17 protein-coding genes and 1 other RNA gene are annotated in these 15,670 nt (G+C 63.9%); 16 read left to right on the plus strand and 2 right to left on the minus strand.

Annotated elements, in window-relative coordinates:
* Positions 1-31: 31 nt before the first annotated feature.
* Entirely contained in the window at positions 32-175 is a 144-nt protein-coding gene (locus BLU67_RS12235; protein ID WP_176780706.1) for a hypothetical protein, read from the plus strand.
* On the opposite strand, the gene BLU67_RS05330 is transcribed toward BLU67_RS12235, so the two are convergent.
* A complete protein-coding gene (locus BLU67_RS05330; RefSeq protein ID WP_092563237.1) occupies positions 166-1,167 on the minus strand; it encodes a phosphotransferase in 1,002 nt (333 codons plus the stop codon). The two genes, BLU67_RS12235 and BLU67_RS05330, sit on opposite strands and share 10 nt — an antisense overlap.
* Before the next feature lie 152 nt (positions 1,168-1,319).
* On the opposite strand from BLU67_RS05330, the gene BLU67_RS05335 reads away from it, so the two are divergent.
* The 15 genes from BLU67_RS05335 to ssrA all read left to right on the plus strand — a co-directional run bounded on the left by BLU67_RS05335 (position 1,320) and on the right by ssrA (position 14,166).
* Positions 1,320-2,540: a TadA family conjugal transfer-associated ATPase gene (locus tag BLU67_RS05335; protein ID WP_092563239.1), complete on the plus strand. Its 1,221-nt coding sequence runs from the start codon at positions 1,320-1,322 to the stop codon at positions 2,538-2,540.
* On the plus strand, positions 2,540-3,388 hold the full coding sequence (locus BLU67_RS05340) for a type II secretion system F family protein (protein ID WP_092563243.1): 849 nt from the start codon (positions 2,540-2,542) through the stop codon (positions 3,386-3,388). The genes BLU67_RS05335 and BLU67_RS05340 overlap by 1 nt, the downstream gene beginning before the upstream one ends.
* Positions 3,385-4,296 (plus strand): type II secretion system F family protein, encoded by a 912-nt coding sequence (locus BLU67_RS05345; RefSeq protein WP_092563246.1) that lies wholly within the window; start codon positions 3,385-3,387, stop codon positions 4,294-4,296. Before BLU67_RS05340 ends, BLU67_RS05345 begins: the two co-directional genes overlap by 4 nt.
* A 20-nt stretch (positions 4,297-4,316) precedes the next feature.
* On the plus strand, positions 4,317-4,520 hold the full coding sequence (locus BLU67_RS05350) for a hypothetical protein (protein WP_092563249.1): 204 nt from the start codon (positions 4,317-4,319) through the stop codon (positions 4,518-4,520).
* Between the two features lie 10 nt (positions 4,521-4,530).
* Positions 4,531-4,941 (plus strand): TadE/TadG family type IV pilus assembly protein, encoded by a 411-nt coding sequence (locus BLU67_RS05355; protein ID WP_092563252.1) that lies wholly within the window; start codon positions 4,531-4,533, stop codon positions 4,939-4,941.
* Positions 4,938-5,381 carry a hypothetical protein gene (locus BLU67_RS05360; protein ID WP_092563255.1) on the plus strand — a complete coding sequence of 148 codons (444 nt, stop codon included), beginning with the start codon at positions 4,938-4,940 and terminating at the stop codon, positions 5,379-5,381. The genes BLU67_RS05355 and BLU67_RS05360 overlap by 4 nt, the downstream gene beginning before the upstream one ends.
* The gene (locus BLU67_RS05365) at positions 5,378-5,818 is read left to right on the plus strand and encodes a pilus assembly protein TadG-related protein (protein ID WP_092563258.1); all 441 of its coding nucleotides are present in this window, start codon (positions 5,378-5,380) and stop codon (positions 5,816-5,818) included. Before BLU67_RS05360 ends, BLU67_RS05365 begins: the two co-directional genes overlap by 4 nt.
* 14 nt (positions 5,819-5,832) lie before the next feature.
* Positions 5,833-7,026 carry a multidrug effflux MFS transporter gene (locus BLU67_RS05370; protein ID WP_092563261.1) on the plus strand — a complete coding sequence of 398 codons (1,194 nt, stop codon included), beginning with the start codon at positions 5,833-5,835 and terminating at the stop codon, positions 7,024-7,026.
* An 11-nt stretch (positions 7,027-7,037) separates the two neighbouring features.
* Positions 7,038-8,138 (plus strand): peptide chain release factor 2, encoded by a 1,101-nt coding sequence (gene prfB, locus BLU67_RS05375; protein ID WP_092563264.1) that lies wholly within the window; start codon positions 7,038-7,040, stop codon positions 8,136-8,138.
* Between the two features lie 113 nt (positions 8,139-8,251).
* The gene (gene ftsE, locus BLU67_RS05380) at positions 8,252-8,941 is read left to right on the plus strand and encodes a cell division ATP-binding protein FtsE (protein WP_092563267.1); all 690 of its coding nucleotides are present in this window, start codon (positions 8,252-8,254) and stop codon (positions 8,939-8,941) included.
* Positions 8,942-8,945: 4 nt separating this feature from the next.
* Positions 8,946-9,857: a permease-like cell division protein FtsX gene (ftsX, locus tag BLU67_RS05385; RefSeq protein ID WP_092563270.1), complete on the plus strand. Its 912-nt coding sequence runs from the start codon at positions 8,946-8,948 to the stop codon at positions 9,855-9,857.
* 6 nt (positions 9,858-9,863) lie between these two features.
* On the plus strand, positions 9,864-11,288 hold the full coding sequence (locus tag BLU67_RS05390) for a M23 family metallopeptidase (protein ID WP_092563272.1): 1,425 nt from the start codon (positions 9,864-9,866) through the stop codon (positions 11,286-11,288).
* A 76-nt stretch (positions 11,289-11,364) separates the two neighbouring features.
* Positions 11,365-11,895: an SsrA-binding protein SmpB gene (gene smpB / locus BLU67_RS05395; RefSeq protein WP_092563275.1), complete on the plus strand. Its 531-nt coding sequence runs from the start codon at positions 11,365-11,367 to the stop codon at positions 11,893-11,895.
* 24 nt (positions 11,896-11,919) lie between these two features.
* A complete protein-coding gene (locus BLU67_RS05400; RefSeq protein ID WP_092563278.1) occupies positions 11,920-13,707 on the plus strand; it encodes a DUF2207 domain-containing protein in 1,788 nt (595 codons plus the stop codon).
* A gap of 92 nt (positions 13,708-13,799) precedes the next feature.
* Positions 13,800-14,166, plus strand: a transfer-messenger RNA (tmRNA) gene (gene ssrA, locus BLU67_RS05405).
* Positions 14,167-14,222: 56 nt separating this feature from the next.
* Here the strand turns inward: ssrA and BLU67_RS05410 are convergent.
* Complete coding sequence (locus tag BLU67_RS05410) at positions 14,223-15,263, minus strand: IS30 family transposase (protein WP_176780709.1); 1,041 nt, start codon at positions 15,261-15,263, stop codon at positions 14,223-14,225.
* Positions 15,264-15,670 lie beyond the last annotated feature (407 nt).

Here is a 15,670-nt window from a genome sequence, read left to right on the forward strand (position 1 = left end):
GCCGGGCTCGTGCGAGCGCGCCGACCTCACGGTGCGCGCGGGCCCGGAGATTCGCGACCTGCTGGCAGGTCAGCTGTCCGCGCGCGAGGCCGTCGCGCGCGAGCTCGTCAGCCTGCAGGGCAACGAGGAGCTTTTCGAGGTGTTCGCTGCGTCGTTTGCGGCGCCCTACGCCTGAGGCGTGGGCTCATCGGAGGTGTCGTTCCAGCCCGCTTCCCAGCCGGTATCGATCACGGGGGAGGTGCGCCCGAGCGGTCGATCATCGCCGACCTGGCGCGCGAGCGTCGTGAGCATATCCTCGGCGTCCGCGATGACCTGGGCGTCCTCGGCGCGCACGCCGTGGAGCAACCAGCGCGCCAGCGCCAGCTCGCTCATGAGCAGCGCGCGGTCGATGAGGTGCGCATCGGGCTGCGTCGTGCGGGCCATCGCATAGGACTCTTCGAGCACATCCAGGGTGTCCTCCGGCGCGGAGGCCATGAGCCAGGACAGATCGAGCGCCGGATCTCCGATCGACAGGCCCGCAAATCCGGTGACGGCCGTGACCTCATCGTGCGCGACGCGCAGCGTTTCGTCGGAAATATCGCCGTGAATGACGCAGGGCGCGAACTGCCACAGCGCGACGTCTTCCAGAGCCTGCTCCCAGCGGTTGAGCAGCGAGGACGGCACGCGGGAGGTGCGGGCGGCATCATCGACTTCGGCAAGCAGCCGCGTGCGGATCGTTGCGGCATCTTCGGTCGGCAGGTCGAGATCGGTGACGAGGGCCGGATCGAGCTCGTGGATCGCGCCGAGCGCCGCACCAATCGAGCGCGCCAGATCCCGGGTGAGGAGCTCAAGTGCGAGCACATCGCCGGGCAGCTCCGGGTAGACGACGAGGGGCTGGCCTTCCAGGGACTGGGAACTGCCGAGGATCTTTGCGACGGCGAACGGGAGCTTTGAGGCGTACGGCGGGGTGCGCAGCGCGGCAAGGATCGGCAGCTCGGCGGCCATACGCAGGCCGGCGGTCTGGCTGCGGGCACCGCGAACCGTGAAGCGGCGGCCGGCCGAATCGGTCACGGCCGTGCTGAGCCAGTCCTCGCTCATGCGCTGCGGCGCGCCGACGGCGGCTACGTCAAAACCGGGCACGGCGTTCGTTGCGGCCGCTGCCAGGGCGATAAAGGAATGGCTGGTCACACCTCTACGTTATGGGCAACGCGCGCCCGGCGCGCACGTGGCACGCCGTTTGCGACTTATCCACAGCGTGGACACCGACCCTTGCCGCCGTAACAGGCCTCCGCTAACTTAGGTCTAGCCAGTTGTGTGGGCCAGATCACCAGGGAGGGGCCATGCACGCACTACCGGAGGCGGAAGCCGATGTGCGCAAGCTCGTCGCCGACCGCAACATCGATCCGCTCATCGACCACGAGGCGATGGCTACCGCGCTCGATGACGTCATCAACAGCTACGAGCTGCAAGCCCTGTCCGGAAAAGGCTCGCTCCAAACCGACTTTGCCGAGCTGCGCAAACACCTGCACGACGCCGTCGTCGGCTTCGGGCTGCTGCAGCCCTACCTCGACGACTCGACGATCGAGGAGATCTGGATCAACGGGCCCGACGCCGTCTTCGTCGCCCGCTCCGGGGTCGCCGAACTCACGACGACGCTGATATCGGACCAGCAGATCAAGGACCTCGTCGAGCGGATGCTGCGCCTGGCCGGGCGCCGCCTGGACCTGTCCGAACCCTTCGTCGACGCGCGCCTGCCCGGCGGGGAGCGCCTACACGTCGTCATCTCGCCGATCACCGACGGGCCGTGGGCGCTGAACATCCGAAAGTTCGTCGCTCGCGCCGGACGTATCGATGACCTGGTGCGCGCGGGATCGCTCAGCTCGCAGGCCGCCCGGTTCCTCGCCGCGAGCATCAAAGCCGGCTGCAACGTCCTCGTGTCCGGGCGCACGCAGGCCGGTAAGACGACCATGATCCGGGCGCTCGCGGGGGAGATCCCGAGCGGCGAGCGCATCATCACCTGCGAGGAAGTCTTCGAGCTCGGCCTCACCAACCGGGACGTCGTCGCGATGCAGTGCCGGCAGGCCTCGCTGGAGGGCACGGGCGAGGTCGGGTTGCGGCGCCTGGTCAAGGAGTCGCTGCGGATGCGGCCCGATCGCATCATCGTCGGCGAGGTCCGCGAAGCCGAAGCCTTTGACATGCTCGTCGCGCTGAACTCCGGCCTGCCGGGGATGAGCTCGATCCACGCGAACTCAGCGCGCGAGGCGATCAATAAACTGTGCACGCTGCCGCTGCTTGCCGCCGAGAACGTCTCCAGCGGCTTCGTTACGCCGACGGTGGCGGCGACGGCGGGCATCGTCGTGCACCTGACGCTGGACGGCAAGGGCCGGCGCCGGGTGGGAGAGATCGCGACGGTGACGGGGCGCGTCGAAGACGGCGTCGTCGAACTGGCGCCAATCTTCACCCGCGTCGGCGACGACCTGCACTGCCACGGCCCGGGCGCGCTCGATGCGGCCGCCTACGCGCGCGTCGGGATCGATATCGTCGATGAGCTGAGGGCCTGATGGGCGTCATCGTGGGCCTGCTCGCCGGGGCCGGGGTCTTGCTGATCTGGCTCTCGGTCACCTCGCCCTACCGCCCCTCGCGCTCGCACGAGACCCGCCTGCGCCGGCTGCTCATCGATGCCGGTTTCGCCAAAGTCTCGCCCGCGCTATTCATCGCGATGTGCTCGATCCTCGCGCTCGTGGCCGCCGCGACGGTTATTGCCACGACGACGGGCCTCGTCGTCGCGCTCTATGCCGCGATCGGCATCGGGCTGGCGCCCGTCGTGTGGATGCGCTCGCGCGCCCGCCGCTCGCGCGAGGCCATCAGCGGCGTGTGGCCCGAGGTCATTGAATCCCTCATTGCGGGGATCCGGTCGGGGTTGCCGCTCTCGGAGGCCGTCGCGGCCTTGGCGCACAGTGGCCCGCCGGCGGCTCGCGCGGGTTTTGAGGAATTTGCCTCGACGTTGCACGTCACCGGCCGGATGGATGACGCTCTCGATGCGCTAAAGGAACGCTTCGCTGACCCGGTCGCCGATCGGGTGGCCGAGGCGCTGCGCGTCGCCAAGGACGTCGGCGGCCACGACATCGGCACAATGCTGCGCGCACTCGTCGTGACGCTGCGCAATGAGCAGCGCACTCGCGGTGAGCTGCTCGCGCGCCAATCCTGGACCGTGAACGGCGCCCGCCTCGCGGCAGCCGCGCCCTGGTTCGTGCTGCTCATGCTGTGCACCCGGCCCGAAAACGCGCGCGCCTTTGATTCCGCTGCCGGTGGCGCGATCCTCGCGCTCGGCGCGGTGCTGACCATCGTCGCGCACCAGGCGATGACGATGATAGGCCGGCTCCCGACGGAAGCGAGGAGCCTGCTATGACGGCTCCACTGCTCGGCGCCTTCACCGGTCTGCTCCTGGGGCTGGGCCTCTTCCAGCTCTACCTCGTGCGCCGCTCCGCCCAGCCGACGCTCGGCACGCGCATCGCCCCGATGTTTGATGCCCGCGAGCGCGACCGGGTGCGCTCGGGCCAGTCCCCGATTCGGGTCCTTATCGCGACCGCAGCGCGGGACCTCGGCCGGGTCATCTCGCTCGCGGGCTCCTCGTCATCCTCGGTCACCGCGCGCCTTGCCACCCTCGGCCAGGGGCGCTCGCTCGCCTCTTTCCGGACCGAACAGCTCGCATGGTCGGCCGTCGGCCTCGTGATAGCGCTCCCCATGGTGCCCGCGCTGCTGCGCTGGAACGTTCCGACCCTCGTCATGATCGCTCTCATGGCGCTGAGCGCGCTCGCTGGTGCGCTCGTGCGCGACACCGTGCTGACCTGGCAGGTCCAGCGCTATCGCGCAAAGCTCCTTGCTCAATTGCCGGATGTCGCTGAACTCATCGGATTATCGCTCAGTGCGGGGGAGGGCCCCATCGCGGCGTTGACTCGTGTGAGCGACCTCGGTAACTCCGAGCTCGCGGTTCGGCTGCGGCAGATGCTGGGCACCGTGCACTCCGGACAGAACCTGAGCGTCGGGCTGGCTGAGCTCGGCCGCGATAGCGGGATCGCTCAGCTGGAGCGGTTTTCCGACTCCTTTGTTACCGCGCTCGATCGCGGCACACCTCTTGCCGGCGTGCTGTCTGCCCTGGCGGCGGATCTGCGCGCCGAACAGCGGGAGGCACTCATGGAAAGCGGTGGCAAGCGAGAGATCGGCATGCTTGTTCCCGTCGTTTTTCTCATCATGCCGATCTCTATCCTGTTCGCGCTGTTCCCCGTGGCAGCATCCCTTCGAATCGTCATGCCCTAACCATCTGGGAGGAAGACCTCATGAAAACCTCGATCTGGAAGCTCACTCAACTACCCGCCTGGCTCGTTGCTCGAGCGCGAAGTGAACGCGGAGATGTGCCCGGCTGGGTGCTCATCACGCTCATGACCGCGGGACTCGTGTTGCTGTTGTGGGGAGTCGCGGGCGAAACTCTCGTCAGCATTTTCCAAGAAAGCATGAAGCGCGTAGGAATCATCGGCGGATAGCGACTCACAGATGAAACGCGCGCTCAGCGAGGAAGAAGGCTCGGTTATCCCGGAGTACGTCATGGTGCTCACGGTGCTGATCTTCGTGCTGCTCGCGCTCATCCAGTTTGTCTTCGCGATCCACGTGCGCTCCATCCTCGTGGACTCCGCGGCCGAGGGCGCGCGGCGCGCGGCGCTCATGAAATCCACCGACGCTGAGGGCATCGCCCTGACCGAGCAGCTGGTGAGCTCCGCGCTGGTTGACAACTACGCCTCGAACGTTGCGATCGAGCACGTCAACCTCGACGGGCTTGCAGCCGTGCGCGTCACGATCTCAGCGCCACTGCCGCTCATTGGGCTTATCGGGCCGGATTCCCAGTTGACGGTGAGTGCGCACGCGGTGGAAGAAGAACAATTCCTCACGCAGGGTAGGACGCCATGAAGCGCTTACTGGCAGAGGAATCCGGCTCGTCCGTCATTGAGTTTGTCTCGATTGCCCTCATCTTGCTGATCCCCACCCTCTACCTGTTCGCCACGCTGTTCACGATCCAATCGGCATCCTTTGCTGCCGAGGGCATCGCGAGAGAATCCGCCCGCATCATGTCCGAAGCTCGCGACGAAGGAGCCGCGCGCAACTACGCGGCCGGAGTGGCCGCCATCGCGGCCCACGACTTGAACGTTCCGAGCGAGAACATCCACCTCGACATTTCCTGCTCAACGCCCTCGTGCCTGGATGCCGAGGCCGACATTGATGTCAGTGTCACAATCGAACAGCCCCTGCCGCTCATCCCCGCCTTCATCCGGGATCGCCTCGGCACGAGCGTCTCGGTGGATGCGCACGCGCTGGGAATCGCCAATCCCTATCTGGAGCGGTCCCGGTGAGGCGCGTAGATCTTGCCGAAGAATCCGGCCGTATCACTCTCATGGCGATCGGGATGGTCGTTGCCGTGCTGCTCATTGGATACGCCGTCGTGGCTGCCAGCTTCGTCCATCTGGAGCGAAAATCCCTACAGTCGATCGCAGAATCGGCCGCCGTCCGGGCCGCTAGCGCCGTCAACGTCGAGGGGTATGTGGCTCGCGGGCCAGGTGCTCCCTACCTTGGCAATGACAGCGCGCAGCGAGCGATCGACGAGTATGTGCGCCGGCTTGGGCAATCGGCGCCCGAAGGCCTCGTCGTGACCAATGTCGATGTTGGCGGCGGTGATGTGCGGGTGACAATCGAGGCTCGCGCGACACCGCCTTTCCTTCCGGACAGGTTGTTTTCCGTTGATCTGAAAGCTCACGCCTCGGCGGAGTTCTTTGGACCGCCCGCACCATGACTTAGACTCTGGCCGTGCCCAACGCTCGTCTTATCGGCTTCGTCTTTCTCCTCGGTGCCATGGCCGCCGTCCCGGCGGTCACGGTCGACATGTACCTACCCTCCCTGCCCGAAGTCGCTGCCGATTTCCGGACCTCGTCGGCCAATGCTTCGGCGACGATTACCGGCATGCTCATTGGCGGTGCGGTCGGGCAGATCCTCGTCGGCACTCTGTCGGACAAGTTTGGCCGGAAAGCCCCATTTGCGGTCGGGCTCCTCATCCACACCGCGACCTCGATCGCGTGCATCTTCGCGCCCTCAATCTTCTCTCTCATCGCGTTGCGCGTGCTGCAAGGCATTGGCAATGCGGCCGCCACCGTGACCTCGATGGCGATCATTCGCGACCGGTTCCACGGCGCGCGGGCGGCCGCCATCATGTCCCGGCTCATGCTGGTGATCGGGCTCGCGCCGCTGTTGGCGCCGACCGTCGGTGGTTTCATCGCCACGCATTGGCACTGGCGGGCGGTTTTTGGCGTGCTCGCAACCTTCGGCGCCCTCGTTCTCCTCGCAACCCTCGTCTTCATGCCGGAGACTCACCCGCCGCAGCGGCGGATGAAGGAGCCACTGCGAAAGGCCTTCCGCACCTACGGGATCCTGGTGCGCGACAAGCAATTCATGGCGCTCGCGATTGTTCCGGCGCTCGCGCTATCGGCACTGTTCTCCTATGTCGCGGCCTCTCCGTTTGTGTTGCGGGAAGGTTTCGGATTATCGGAAGGCCAGTTCGCGATCGTCTTTGCAATTAATGGTCTTGGCATCGTGGCGGGCGCGCAGGTCAATGCGCGACTCGTTGCGACAATGACCCCGCTTCGGATTCTCCGGCGCGCGATGCCGATTGAGGTCATCATGGCGCTCGGTGTCGTCCTGGCCGCACTCATCGTGCCGAGCTCTTTGATCGCGATTTCGATTCCGCTGTTCATCGTCCTTGCGCTCAACGCCGTCGTCATGCCGAATGCCACGGCAACCGCGCTCTCGCTGCATGGCGAGCGCGCCGGCAGCGCCGCTGCGGTCGTTGGTGCGACGCAGGCGGGGCTTGCCGGAATAATCTCACCGGTCGTCGGACTCTTGGGCTCGACGGCGGTCGCCATGGGAAGCCTCATCGCCATCGTCGTCACGATCGGATATATCCTGGTGCGAGCCGTGCCCGAACAACCGGGCCCATCAATCGCGTAACGTGGAGTGCTGTGGCTACCGAATTTTCTGAAGAAATCGCCGCATTGCGGCACACCATGCAGACGATCCTCGCGGTAACCAAACCCGATGAGTTGCAAGCGAAGATCGACAAGCTGTCCATCGACGCTGCTGCGCCGGACCTATGGGACGATCCCGAGGCCGCCCAGGTCGTGACCTCCCAGCTCTCTCACGCCCAGTCCGAACTTGAACATCTCAACACCATGGTGGCTCGCATCGATGATCTCGAAGCCCTCGTTGAGCTCGGTCAAGAAGAAAACGACGCGGAGGTCCTCGCGGATGCTCAAAGCGAGTTGGCCGCCGTGCGCTCCTCGCTTTCCGACCTTGAGGTCCGCACGCTGCTGAGCGGCGAGTACGACGAGCGCGAAGCCGTCGTTACGATTCGCGCCGGTGCGGGCGGCGTCGACGCGGCAGATTTCGCCGAGATGCTCCTTCGGATGTACCTGCGGTGGGCCGAGCAACACGGCCACCCCACCAAGGTCCTCGATACCTCCTATGCGGAAGAAGCGGGCTTGAAGTCCGCAACGTTCGAGGTCAAGGCACCCTACGCCTATGGCACGTTGTCGGTCGAGGCCGGCACCCACCGCCTGGTCCGGATCTCGCCCTTCGACAATCAGGGCCGACGCCAGACCTCCTTTGCAGCGGTCGAGGTCATTCCGCTCATTGAAACGACCGACCACATCGAGATTCCCGAAGCCGATCTCAAGGTCGATGTCTTCCGCTCGTCGGGACCCGGTGGCCAGTCGGTCAACACAACCGATTCCGCGGTTCGCATGACGCACGTGCCGACGGGAATTGTCGTCTCGATGCAAAACGAGAAGTCCCAGATCCAAAACCGGGCCGCCGCACTGCGCGTGCTGCAGTCGCGGCTGCTGCTGTTGCGCCAAGAACAAGAAAACGCCGAGAAGAAAGCCCTCGCCGGGGACGTTAAAGCATCCTGGGGTGACCAGATGCGGTCCTACGTTCTGCAGCCTTACCAGATGGTCAAAGACCTGCGCACCGAGTATGAAGAAGGCAACCCGTCGGCTGTATTTGACGGTGAAATTGACGGTTTTTTGGAGGCGGGTATTCGCTGGCGGCGCGATCAGGATTAGAGTTGACGTGTAACTTGAAGGTTGGCGGCGTGTCCGTCAGCTAGGTCTCCGGGCCGCTGCCTAGCCTGAAGGAAGCAAAACCCTCACTTGTCTATGAAGCGGAAACCCCCACAGTGATCAGATTCGAAAATGTCTCCAAGGTCTACACGCGCGGTGCGCGGCCTGCCCTCGATGGCGTAGACGTGGAGATTGAGCGCGGCGAGTTCGTCTTTCTCGTTGGCGCTTCAGGATCCGGAAAGTCGACCTTCCTTCGACTCATCATGCGCGAAGAGCGCCCCACAGCCGGCACCGTCTACGCCCTGGGCCGCGATGTCGGGCGGATCTCGCGCTGGAAAGTTCCCCATCTTCGCCGCCAAATCGGCACGGTCTTCCAGGACTTCCGCCTCCTGCAAGACAAGTCCGTCTTCGACAACGTCGCGATCGCTATGCAGGTCATCGGCAAACCTCGTCACCAGGTCCGCACCTACGTGCCGCAGGTCCTGAAAATGGTGGGACTGGAAGGTAAAGAGCGCCGATTGCCCACCGAATTATCCGGTGGTGAAGCCCAGCGCGTGGCGATTGCGCGTGCCTTCGTCAACCGGCCGCAGGTGTTGCTGGCCGACGAGCCGACCGGCAACCTCGATCCCGATAACTCGATTGGCATTATGAGCGTTCTTGACCAGATCAACCGCCAAGGCACGACGGTCGTGATGGCGACACACAACAACGCCATCGTCGACCAGATGCGCAAACGCGTGATTGAGCTCGTTGATGGCGTCCTGGTCCGCGACCAGTCGCGCGGTGTCTACGGGGCGGGGCGGTAGATCCATGAGACTTCGTTTTATCCTGTCGCAAATCGGCAAGGGGCTACGCTCGCACGTCGCGATGACCATCTCGGTCATCCTCGTCACGTTCATTTCGCTCACCTTTGTGGGTGTGGCCTACCTGATTCAGAGCCAGGTCGGGAAACTGAAAGGCGAGTGGTACGACAAGGTCGAGGTCGCCGTCTTCATGTGCGCCGAGGGCGATACCTCAGCGAACTGCGCCCACAAGGCCGCCACCGAGGAACAGATCAAGGAGGTTGGCCAGATGCTGGAATCGACCAACCTCAAACCGTTCGTCCAAGACGTCTTCTTTGAAACCAAGGAGCAGGCGTACGAGAACGCCAAGAAGGTCCTCGATTCATCCTGGGTGGAGCAGCTCACCCCCGAGCAGATGCCCGTCTCCTACCGCATCAAACTGACCGATCCCACCCAATACGAGGTCATCTCAGATGAGCTTACCGGGCGGCCCGGCGTCGAAAGCGTCGTTGACCAGCGCGAAGTCCTCGACCCACTCTTTAAACTCCTCGATCGCGCAACCCTGACATCGATCGGCCTCGGAGCCGTCATGATCGTCGCAGCGGCCCTCCTGATTACGACAACCATTCGACTATCTGCCATGAGCCGACGGCGAGAAACCGAGATCATGAGATATGTCGGTGCCTCCACGCTGTTTATCCAGCTGCCGTTCATGATCGAAGGGGCCATCGCCGCCCTGATCGGCGCGGCGCTCGCGGTTGCGGGCCTGTGGGCTGGCGTGCGATTCCTTGTCGAAGGCTGGTTGGCACAAGGCTCCTCCGCCATGAACACGATCTCGACGACGGACGTCTGGTTCGCTGCCCCATGGCTGATCCTGCTCGCGCTCGTGCTCGCGCTGGTGTCCTCGATGATTTCCCTCTCCCGCTACACAAAGGTGTGACCCCCGATGCTTGCCCGTAGATTCATCGCCGCCATCCTCAGCGCCGGCCTAGCCATCTCCGGAGTCGTGATCGCCCTCGATCCGACCCCGGCGGTCGCCGACACCAAGGACGACCTCATCAAGCAGCGAGAAGAGCGGGCAAAGCGCCGCGAGCGGATCCAAAGCGAGCTTGAAGGCATCGACTCGTCACTGTCGACGGTCTACCTCCAGCTCGAAGACACCCGCAGCCAACTCGCCCTTGCCCAGACCGAGCTCGCCCAGGCAGAAGAAAAACTGGCGGGCGCCCAGCGCAAGCAAGAGCACATCGCCGGACGACTGACCGCAGCCGAGGGGGAGCGGGAACGGATTGCCGACGATATTGCCGAGACAACCTCTCAGATCGAAGGCAACAAGGGTGCGCTAGCGGAAGTCGTGCGCACCTCCTACCGTTCGGGCGGCGCCAATCTCGGCTCGCTTTCAGACCTGTACGAGATCGGCGTGGGCGAAGATTCCGTGCAGGCACTCGCCGCCCGCAATGCGGCCGTGCGCTCCCAGACCCGCGTCCTTGACCAGCTCGCCGAGCTCAACGCCAAGAACCGCAATGCCAACGCCCGGCAGGAAGCCGTTACCGAACTCATCACGGATCTGAAGGCCCAGGCCGACGAGGCTGTTGCTGATGCCGATGCGGCGCGCGATGCCAAGGCCATGAAGACCGCTGAGATCTCCCAGCTCCAGGACGACCAGACGGCCCTGGCAGGCTCGCTCGAGTCGAAGAAGGAACAGGCACTTGCCGACCGCGCCGCCAATGACGCGGCGGACGCCGACCTCAAGAGCCAGATCGCCGCCATCGTCGCCGAGGAAAAGCGGAAGGAAGAGGCCGAGCGCAAGCGCCGCGAAGCCGAACAGAAGGCCGCTGAAGAACAGCGCCGCCGCGAAGCCGCCGCGCGCGCCAAGCAGAACCCGGCCCGCCCGGCGCCAAAACCGGCACCGCCCAAGCCTGCTCCCAAGCCGCCAGCCCCGAAGCCGCCCGCACCGAGCGCTGGCCTCATCCCGCCGGTACCGCGACCGCTGTACGTCACAAGCTCCTACGGCTACCGCGTCTACCCGATCACCGGCGGCTGGTTCATGCACAACGGCGTCGATCTGCGCTCCTCGTGCGGCAACCCGCAGGTCTCATCCGCGGGCGGCACCGTGATCGCCACCAAGGGCGCCCGCGGCAACGGCACCCACGGCAACCAGGTCCTCATCAACCACGGCATGATTGGCGGCGTCTCCTACGTCACCGTCTATAACCACCTATCGGGCTTCGCGGTCTCACCCGGTCAGCGCGTCTCCCAGGGCCAGGTCATCGGCTACACGGGTGCAACCGGTAAGGTCACGGGCTGCCACGTGCACTTCGAGGTGTGGAAGAACGGCTCGACGATCGACCCGATGAGCCTGCCCGGCTTCTAATAACTTGCGTCAATGACCGCCCCGAGCCGTAGGGTAGGGGCAGGATTCACGCGCATTCACGACGGAAGGATGATCGGTGGCTGCCAAAAAGAGCTCGGGAGCAAAGAGCGCCAAACTCACGCCCGAACAGCGAGCGAAGGCCGAAGCCGATGCCAAGAAGACCGTCGCAAAGAACCGCAAAGCCTTTCACGACTACCACATCGATGACCGCCTCGAGGCCGGCATAGCGCTGTCGGGCACCGAGGTCAAAGCCCTGCGGATGGGGCGCGCATCGCTCGTGGACGGCTGGGTTGAGATCGACGCAGGACAGGCCTGGCTGCAGGGCGTCCACATCCCCGAATACGCGCAAGGCACCTGGACGAACCATGCCCCGCGACGCAAGCGCCGCCTGCTGCTGCACAAGAACGAGATCCTAAAGCTCGGCCAAAAGAGCCGCGAAAAGGGCTACACGATCGTGCCACTGGAACTTTACTTCGTGAAGGGGCGCGCCAAGGTCGAGATCGCACTGGCCCGCGGTAAGCAAGAGTGGGATAAGCGCCAGGCACTACGCGAGAAACAAGACGCTCGCGAGGCACAGCGGGCCATGAGCCTGCGCATCAATCGCTAGCAATCGCGCTACTGAGGGGGAGACATGCTTCGTCGCGTCTGGGCGCTACTTTTAGTCGTTCTGGCCATGCTCGTTGCAATCGCGCTACCGGCCGCGGCCGATGAGGACGATGCCAGAATCACGTCCATGGCGATCCGCGGCGAGCTGCAAGCCGACGGCACGCTCGACCTGCACATGGATCTCACTATGCACTTTTCCGGGCAGCATGGGCCATTCCTCGTCTTCGGTGAGGATACGGAACTGCCCACGAACCCGAACCACTACCAGCACGTCACCTTCGACGTCACCTCCGTGTCGTCACCGACTGACGCCCCCGCTAGTTACACCATCGAACACCGCCGCGATCACGCCTCCGTGCTAAAAATCGGCGAGGAGGGCCGCAGCGTCGACGGCGAGCAGCGCTACGCCATCGCCTATACGCTGTCCGGAATGCTGCGCCCGGCAGGCAGCTACGACGGCGCACCCGCCGAGGACGTTTTCGACTGGCGCGCCATCGCCCCCGGCGGCTTCAAAGTCCCCATCGAGAACTTCTCAGCCGACATCGACTCCGGTAAGAACGCGAGCAGCGTGACGTGCATGGCCGGCGACGTCGGCGCAACGACCCCATGCGAAGGTTTTAGCGCCGAAGGCTCAGCGTTCCAGCTCGCCACCTCCGTGCCCAAGGGCGAGGGCATCCGAATCGTTTCCGCCTATCCCGCAGGCACCTTCCCGGACGCGAAACTCGAGCTCGCCCCGCGCCGCACGTGGGCGAACATGTGGGGGCTCACCCCGGCCAGCGGGGCAGCTGCTGCCGTGACCCTCATCGGAGGTGTAGCCGCGGTCGTGCGGATCTCCCGCCGCGCCCGGCTCGATGAACGTTATCTCGACCTGCCGCCAGGGGTGTCACCCGCAACCGCGGACCACCCCGTCGGGCGCGTCCCCACACCTACCATTCCTGTCTCCTTCACGCCACTGACGCAGCCACCCGGCCTCCTTGGCACGCTCATCGATGGCAGCGCTGACGACGAAGACATGGTGGCGACACTCTTTGACCTGGCGCGCCGCGGCATCATCGAACTAGACAAGCGGCCACCAACAGACGAAGGCGATGACGACTATGCCGTGAGGTGGCTCGACCCTGAGGGCAGAATCGAAACCGCCCCATGGGAGCGCAGATTCCTCACGACGCTTTTCCAAAACAGCTCCGAGATCGCGATCTCCACCGAGGGTAAGCAGCTTGTGGAGGCCACCTCCCACTTGAAGGAGGATCTCGATAAGGGCGTCGTCGAGGCTGGATGGTATCGATCTTCTCCCGCAGCTGCCCGCGCAACGTGGGTCAGTGTTGCGTTGTTGGTTATGGTGGCTGCCATCATCCTGGGGGTGGTCACGTTCCTCATGCACGGGCCATTCATCATCCCGGTCGCTCTCCTGATCGTCTCGCTCGTCGCCATGGTGAACTACGACGCGGCCCAGGTCAGGACCGCCGAAGGCTCGGTCATCAACGACCAGCTCGTGGGCTTCAAGGACTACGTCCTCGCTGCGGAAGCCGGCCAACTTGAAATGAGGGAGGCCGCAGGCTATTACGACCGGCTGCTCCCGCTCGCCGTTGCTCTCGGGGTAGAAAGCCAATGGGAAAACGCCTGCCGAGGGGCAATGCTCGTAACCGGTGAGCACCTGAGTCTGCCGACGTGGTACGTGGCAGGAACGACCGCACACTCGCTGAGCTCGGGGATCTCGAGCGCGATGCTGTCATCGATCGCCGCGGTTTCATCGTCCTCCGGGGGTGGCGGCGTCAGTGGTGGCGGCGGTTCCATGGGCGGCGGATCCTGGTAGGTTGCACTTCACCCGGAATAAACTCGACCCGCCACCAGTTGACCTTCTATGATGGAAGTCCGCCACGCGCGGATGAATTGTCAATTTCATATGGGGATGATCGGTTTCGACGGTGACCCTGTTCCAGGGGAAGCGGGTCGAGGATGTGCAGTTATCTCGTTAACGCCCTGCACAAACCAATAGGTGCCGAATCTAAGAGCACCGACTTCGCCCTCGCTGCCTAAGCGAGCCTGAAGTCCGTCAGCCTGGGGACGCTCTCGCCCCAGATCCTGGCGTCATCTTGAGAGCCACTGCTTCGTTGTCGCGTTACCCGGCAACGAGGGACTTTTAGGTAACTGAGCCCGTCGGCAGCTAGTTCGCGAGACTGCCGGGGCCGAGAAAATCAGCAGCGAACTGCACCCGGAGAATCCTTGTTTCACGTGTCATCGGACGCGGGTTCGATTCCCGCCATCTCCACGGGAAGCCCCCGGAATCGTGGCGGATTCTAGGGGTCGTCGCAACACCGAGGTAATGGATTAGTCCGTAAGGACTAGTTTAGGCAGACGCTGGGCTGGGGTTTGCCAGTCCAGCGTTTTGCGTGGACGTCCGTTTAACCGTTGCGCTACCAACTCAAGATCCGCCGGCCCAAACACGGACAGATCAGTGCCCTTGGGGAAGTATTGACGCAGCAGCCCGTTCGTGTTCTCATTCGAACCACGTTGCCAAGGCGAAGCAGGATCACAGAAATACACGGGCACATCAGTGTCCATGCTGAACAGCTTGTGTTCTGCCATTTCCGCACCCTGATCCCAGGTCAGCGACCCGCGCAGATGCGCGGGCAGTGTGCCAATCAGGCTCGTGAGGACGTTACGTACCTCGGGTGCGGTATGCCCCGCGGGGAGATGTCCGAGCATCACATACCGTGTCTGCCGTTCCACGAGCGTCACAATCGCGGTCTGGTTCCTGGTGCCCGTGATCAGATCGCCTTCCCAGTGCCCGGGAACGGCGCGGTCTTCGATCTCGGCTGGCCGGTCGGAGATCATCACCATCGGATCTGTAAACCGCTCCCGACGTTGCTCAGGTGAACGCCTCGGCTTTCGTCTGGTTCGGCCGGTGCGTAGCGCGTCAGCGATCTCTCGTTTCAGGCCGCCTCGGGCTTGCACATAGAGCGCTTGATAGATCGTTTCGGTACTCACCCGCATACTCTCATCGTCTGGATAATCAACTTTCAGCGTATGGCTGATCTGTTCAGGTGACCACTGCACCCGCAGCTTCTGCGCGACATACTCACGCAGCTGGCCTTTGTGAGTAAGTTTCGATACTTTCGGGCGTGGCCGTTGCTCGGCTGCCCGGCGATGTGCGGCGAAGGGTTGATACACGCCATCATCATTCCGGTGATGTGTGACTTCTCGCATGATCGTTGACGCTGGCCTGCCCAGTTCCCGACTGATCGCTCGAAACGAATACCCTTCGCGGAGCAGGTCGGCGATACGTTCACGTTCTACCAGAGTGAGGAACCTGGGATGGAGTTCTTGTTCGAGGGCGGCGAGCCCGCAAAAGCCGGTGGGTGCAGTCATGGTTTCTATCGTGGTCTCACCCGTGGCATAGTTCACGCGGCGACCATCTGCGTAGAATCGCGAGTCGCGGGTACGCCGAGTTCCGTGTTCCCAATCCCGGCACGTACGCACGTGCACACCGATTTGGCGTGCGGCAGCGCTCTGAGAGTGACCAGCCTTTCTCAACGCAAAGTATTCGGCTTTACGTTGATGGGCGATACGCCTGGATTTCAGTCCAGCTTTTCTTGCCCAGCCATGAGCCGTCTGAATGTTGAGGCCCATTTCACGGGCAACCGCGGTTGCTGACCCGATCACTTGCATTCGGTCGAGGAACTGGGGTTTTAGTTCCGTGAGTTCTTTCCTGGTAAACGACATGATGGCCGCAACTCCCTGATGTCAGGGTGTTGCGACCATCACTAGAACCCGCC

The organism is Bowdeniella nasicola (genome assembly GCF_900107735.1).
GTDB lineage: Bacteria > Actinomycetota > Actinomycetes > Actinomycetales > Actinomycetaceae > Bowdeniella > Bowdeniella massiliensis.

Coding starts and splice junctions, on each gene's coding strand:
- BLU67_RS05335 (WP_092563239.1), top strand. CDS start 1,320: ATGCACGCACTACCGGAGGCGGAAGCCGATGTGCGCAAGCTCGTCGCC.
- BLU67_RS05340 (WP_092563243.1), top strand. CDS start 2,540: ATGGGCGTCATCGTGGGCCTGCTCGCCGGGGCCGGGGTCTTGCTGATC.
- BLU67_RS05345 (WP_092563246.1), top strand. CDS start 3,385: ATGACGGCTCCACTGCTCGGCGCCTTCACCGGTCTGCTCCTGGGGCTG.
- BLU67_RS05350 (WP_092563249.1), top strand. CDS start 4,317: ATGAAAACCTCGATCTGGAAGCTCACTCAACTACCCGCCTGGCTCGTT.
- BLU67_RS05355 (WP_092563252.1), top strand. CDS start 4,531: ATGAAACGCGCGCTCAGCGAGGAAGAAGGCTCGGTTATCCCGGAGTAC.
- BLU67_RS05360 (WP_092563255.1), top strand. CDS start 4,938: ATGAAGCGCTTACTGGCAGAGGAATCCGGCTCGTCCGTCATTGAGTTT.
- ftsX (WP_092563270.1), top strand. CDS start 8,946: ATGAGACTTCGTTTTATCCTGTCGCAAATCGGCAAGGGGCTACGCTCG.
- BLU67_RS05390 (WP_092563272.1), top strand. CDS start 9,864: ATGCTTGCCCGTAGATTCATCGCCGCCATCCTCAGCGCCGGCCTAGCC.
- BLU67_RS05400 (WP_092563278.1), top strand. CDS start 11,920: ATGCTTCGTCGCGTCTGGGCGCTACTTTTAGTCGTTCTGGCCATGCTC.
- BLU67_RS05410 (WP_176780709.1), bottom strand. CDS start 15,263: ATGACTGCACCCACCGGCTTTTGCGGGCTCGCCGCCCTCGAACAAGAA.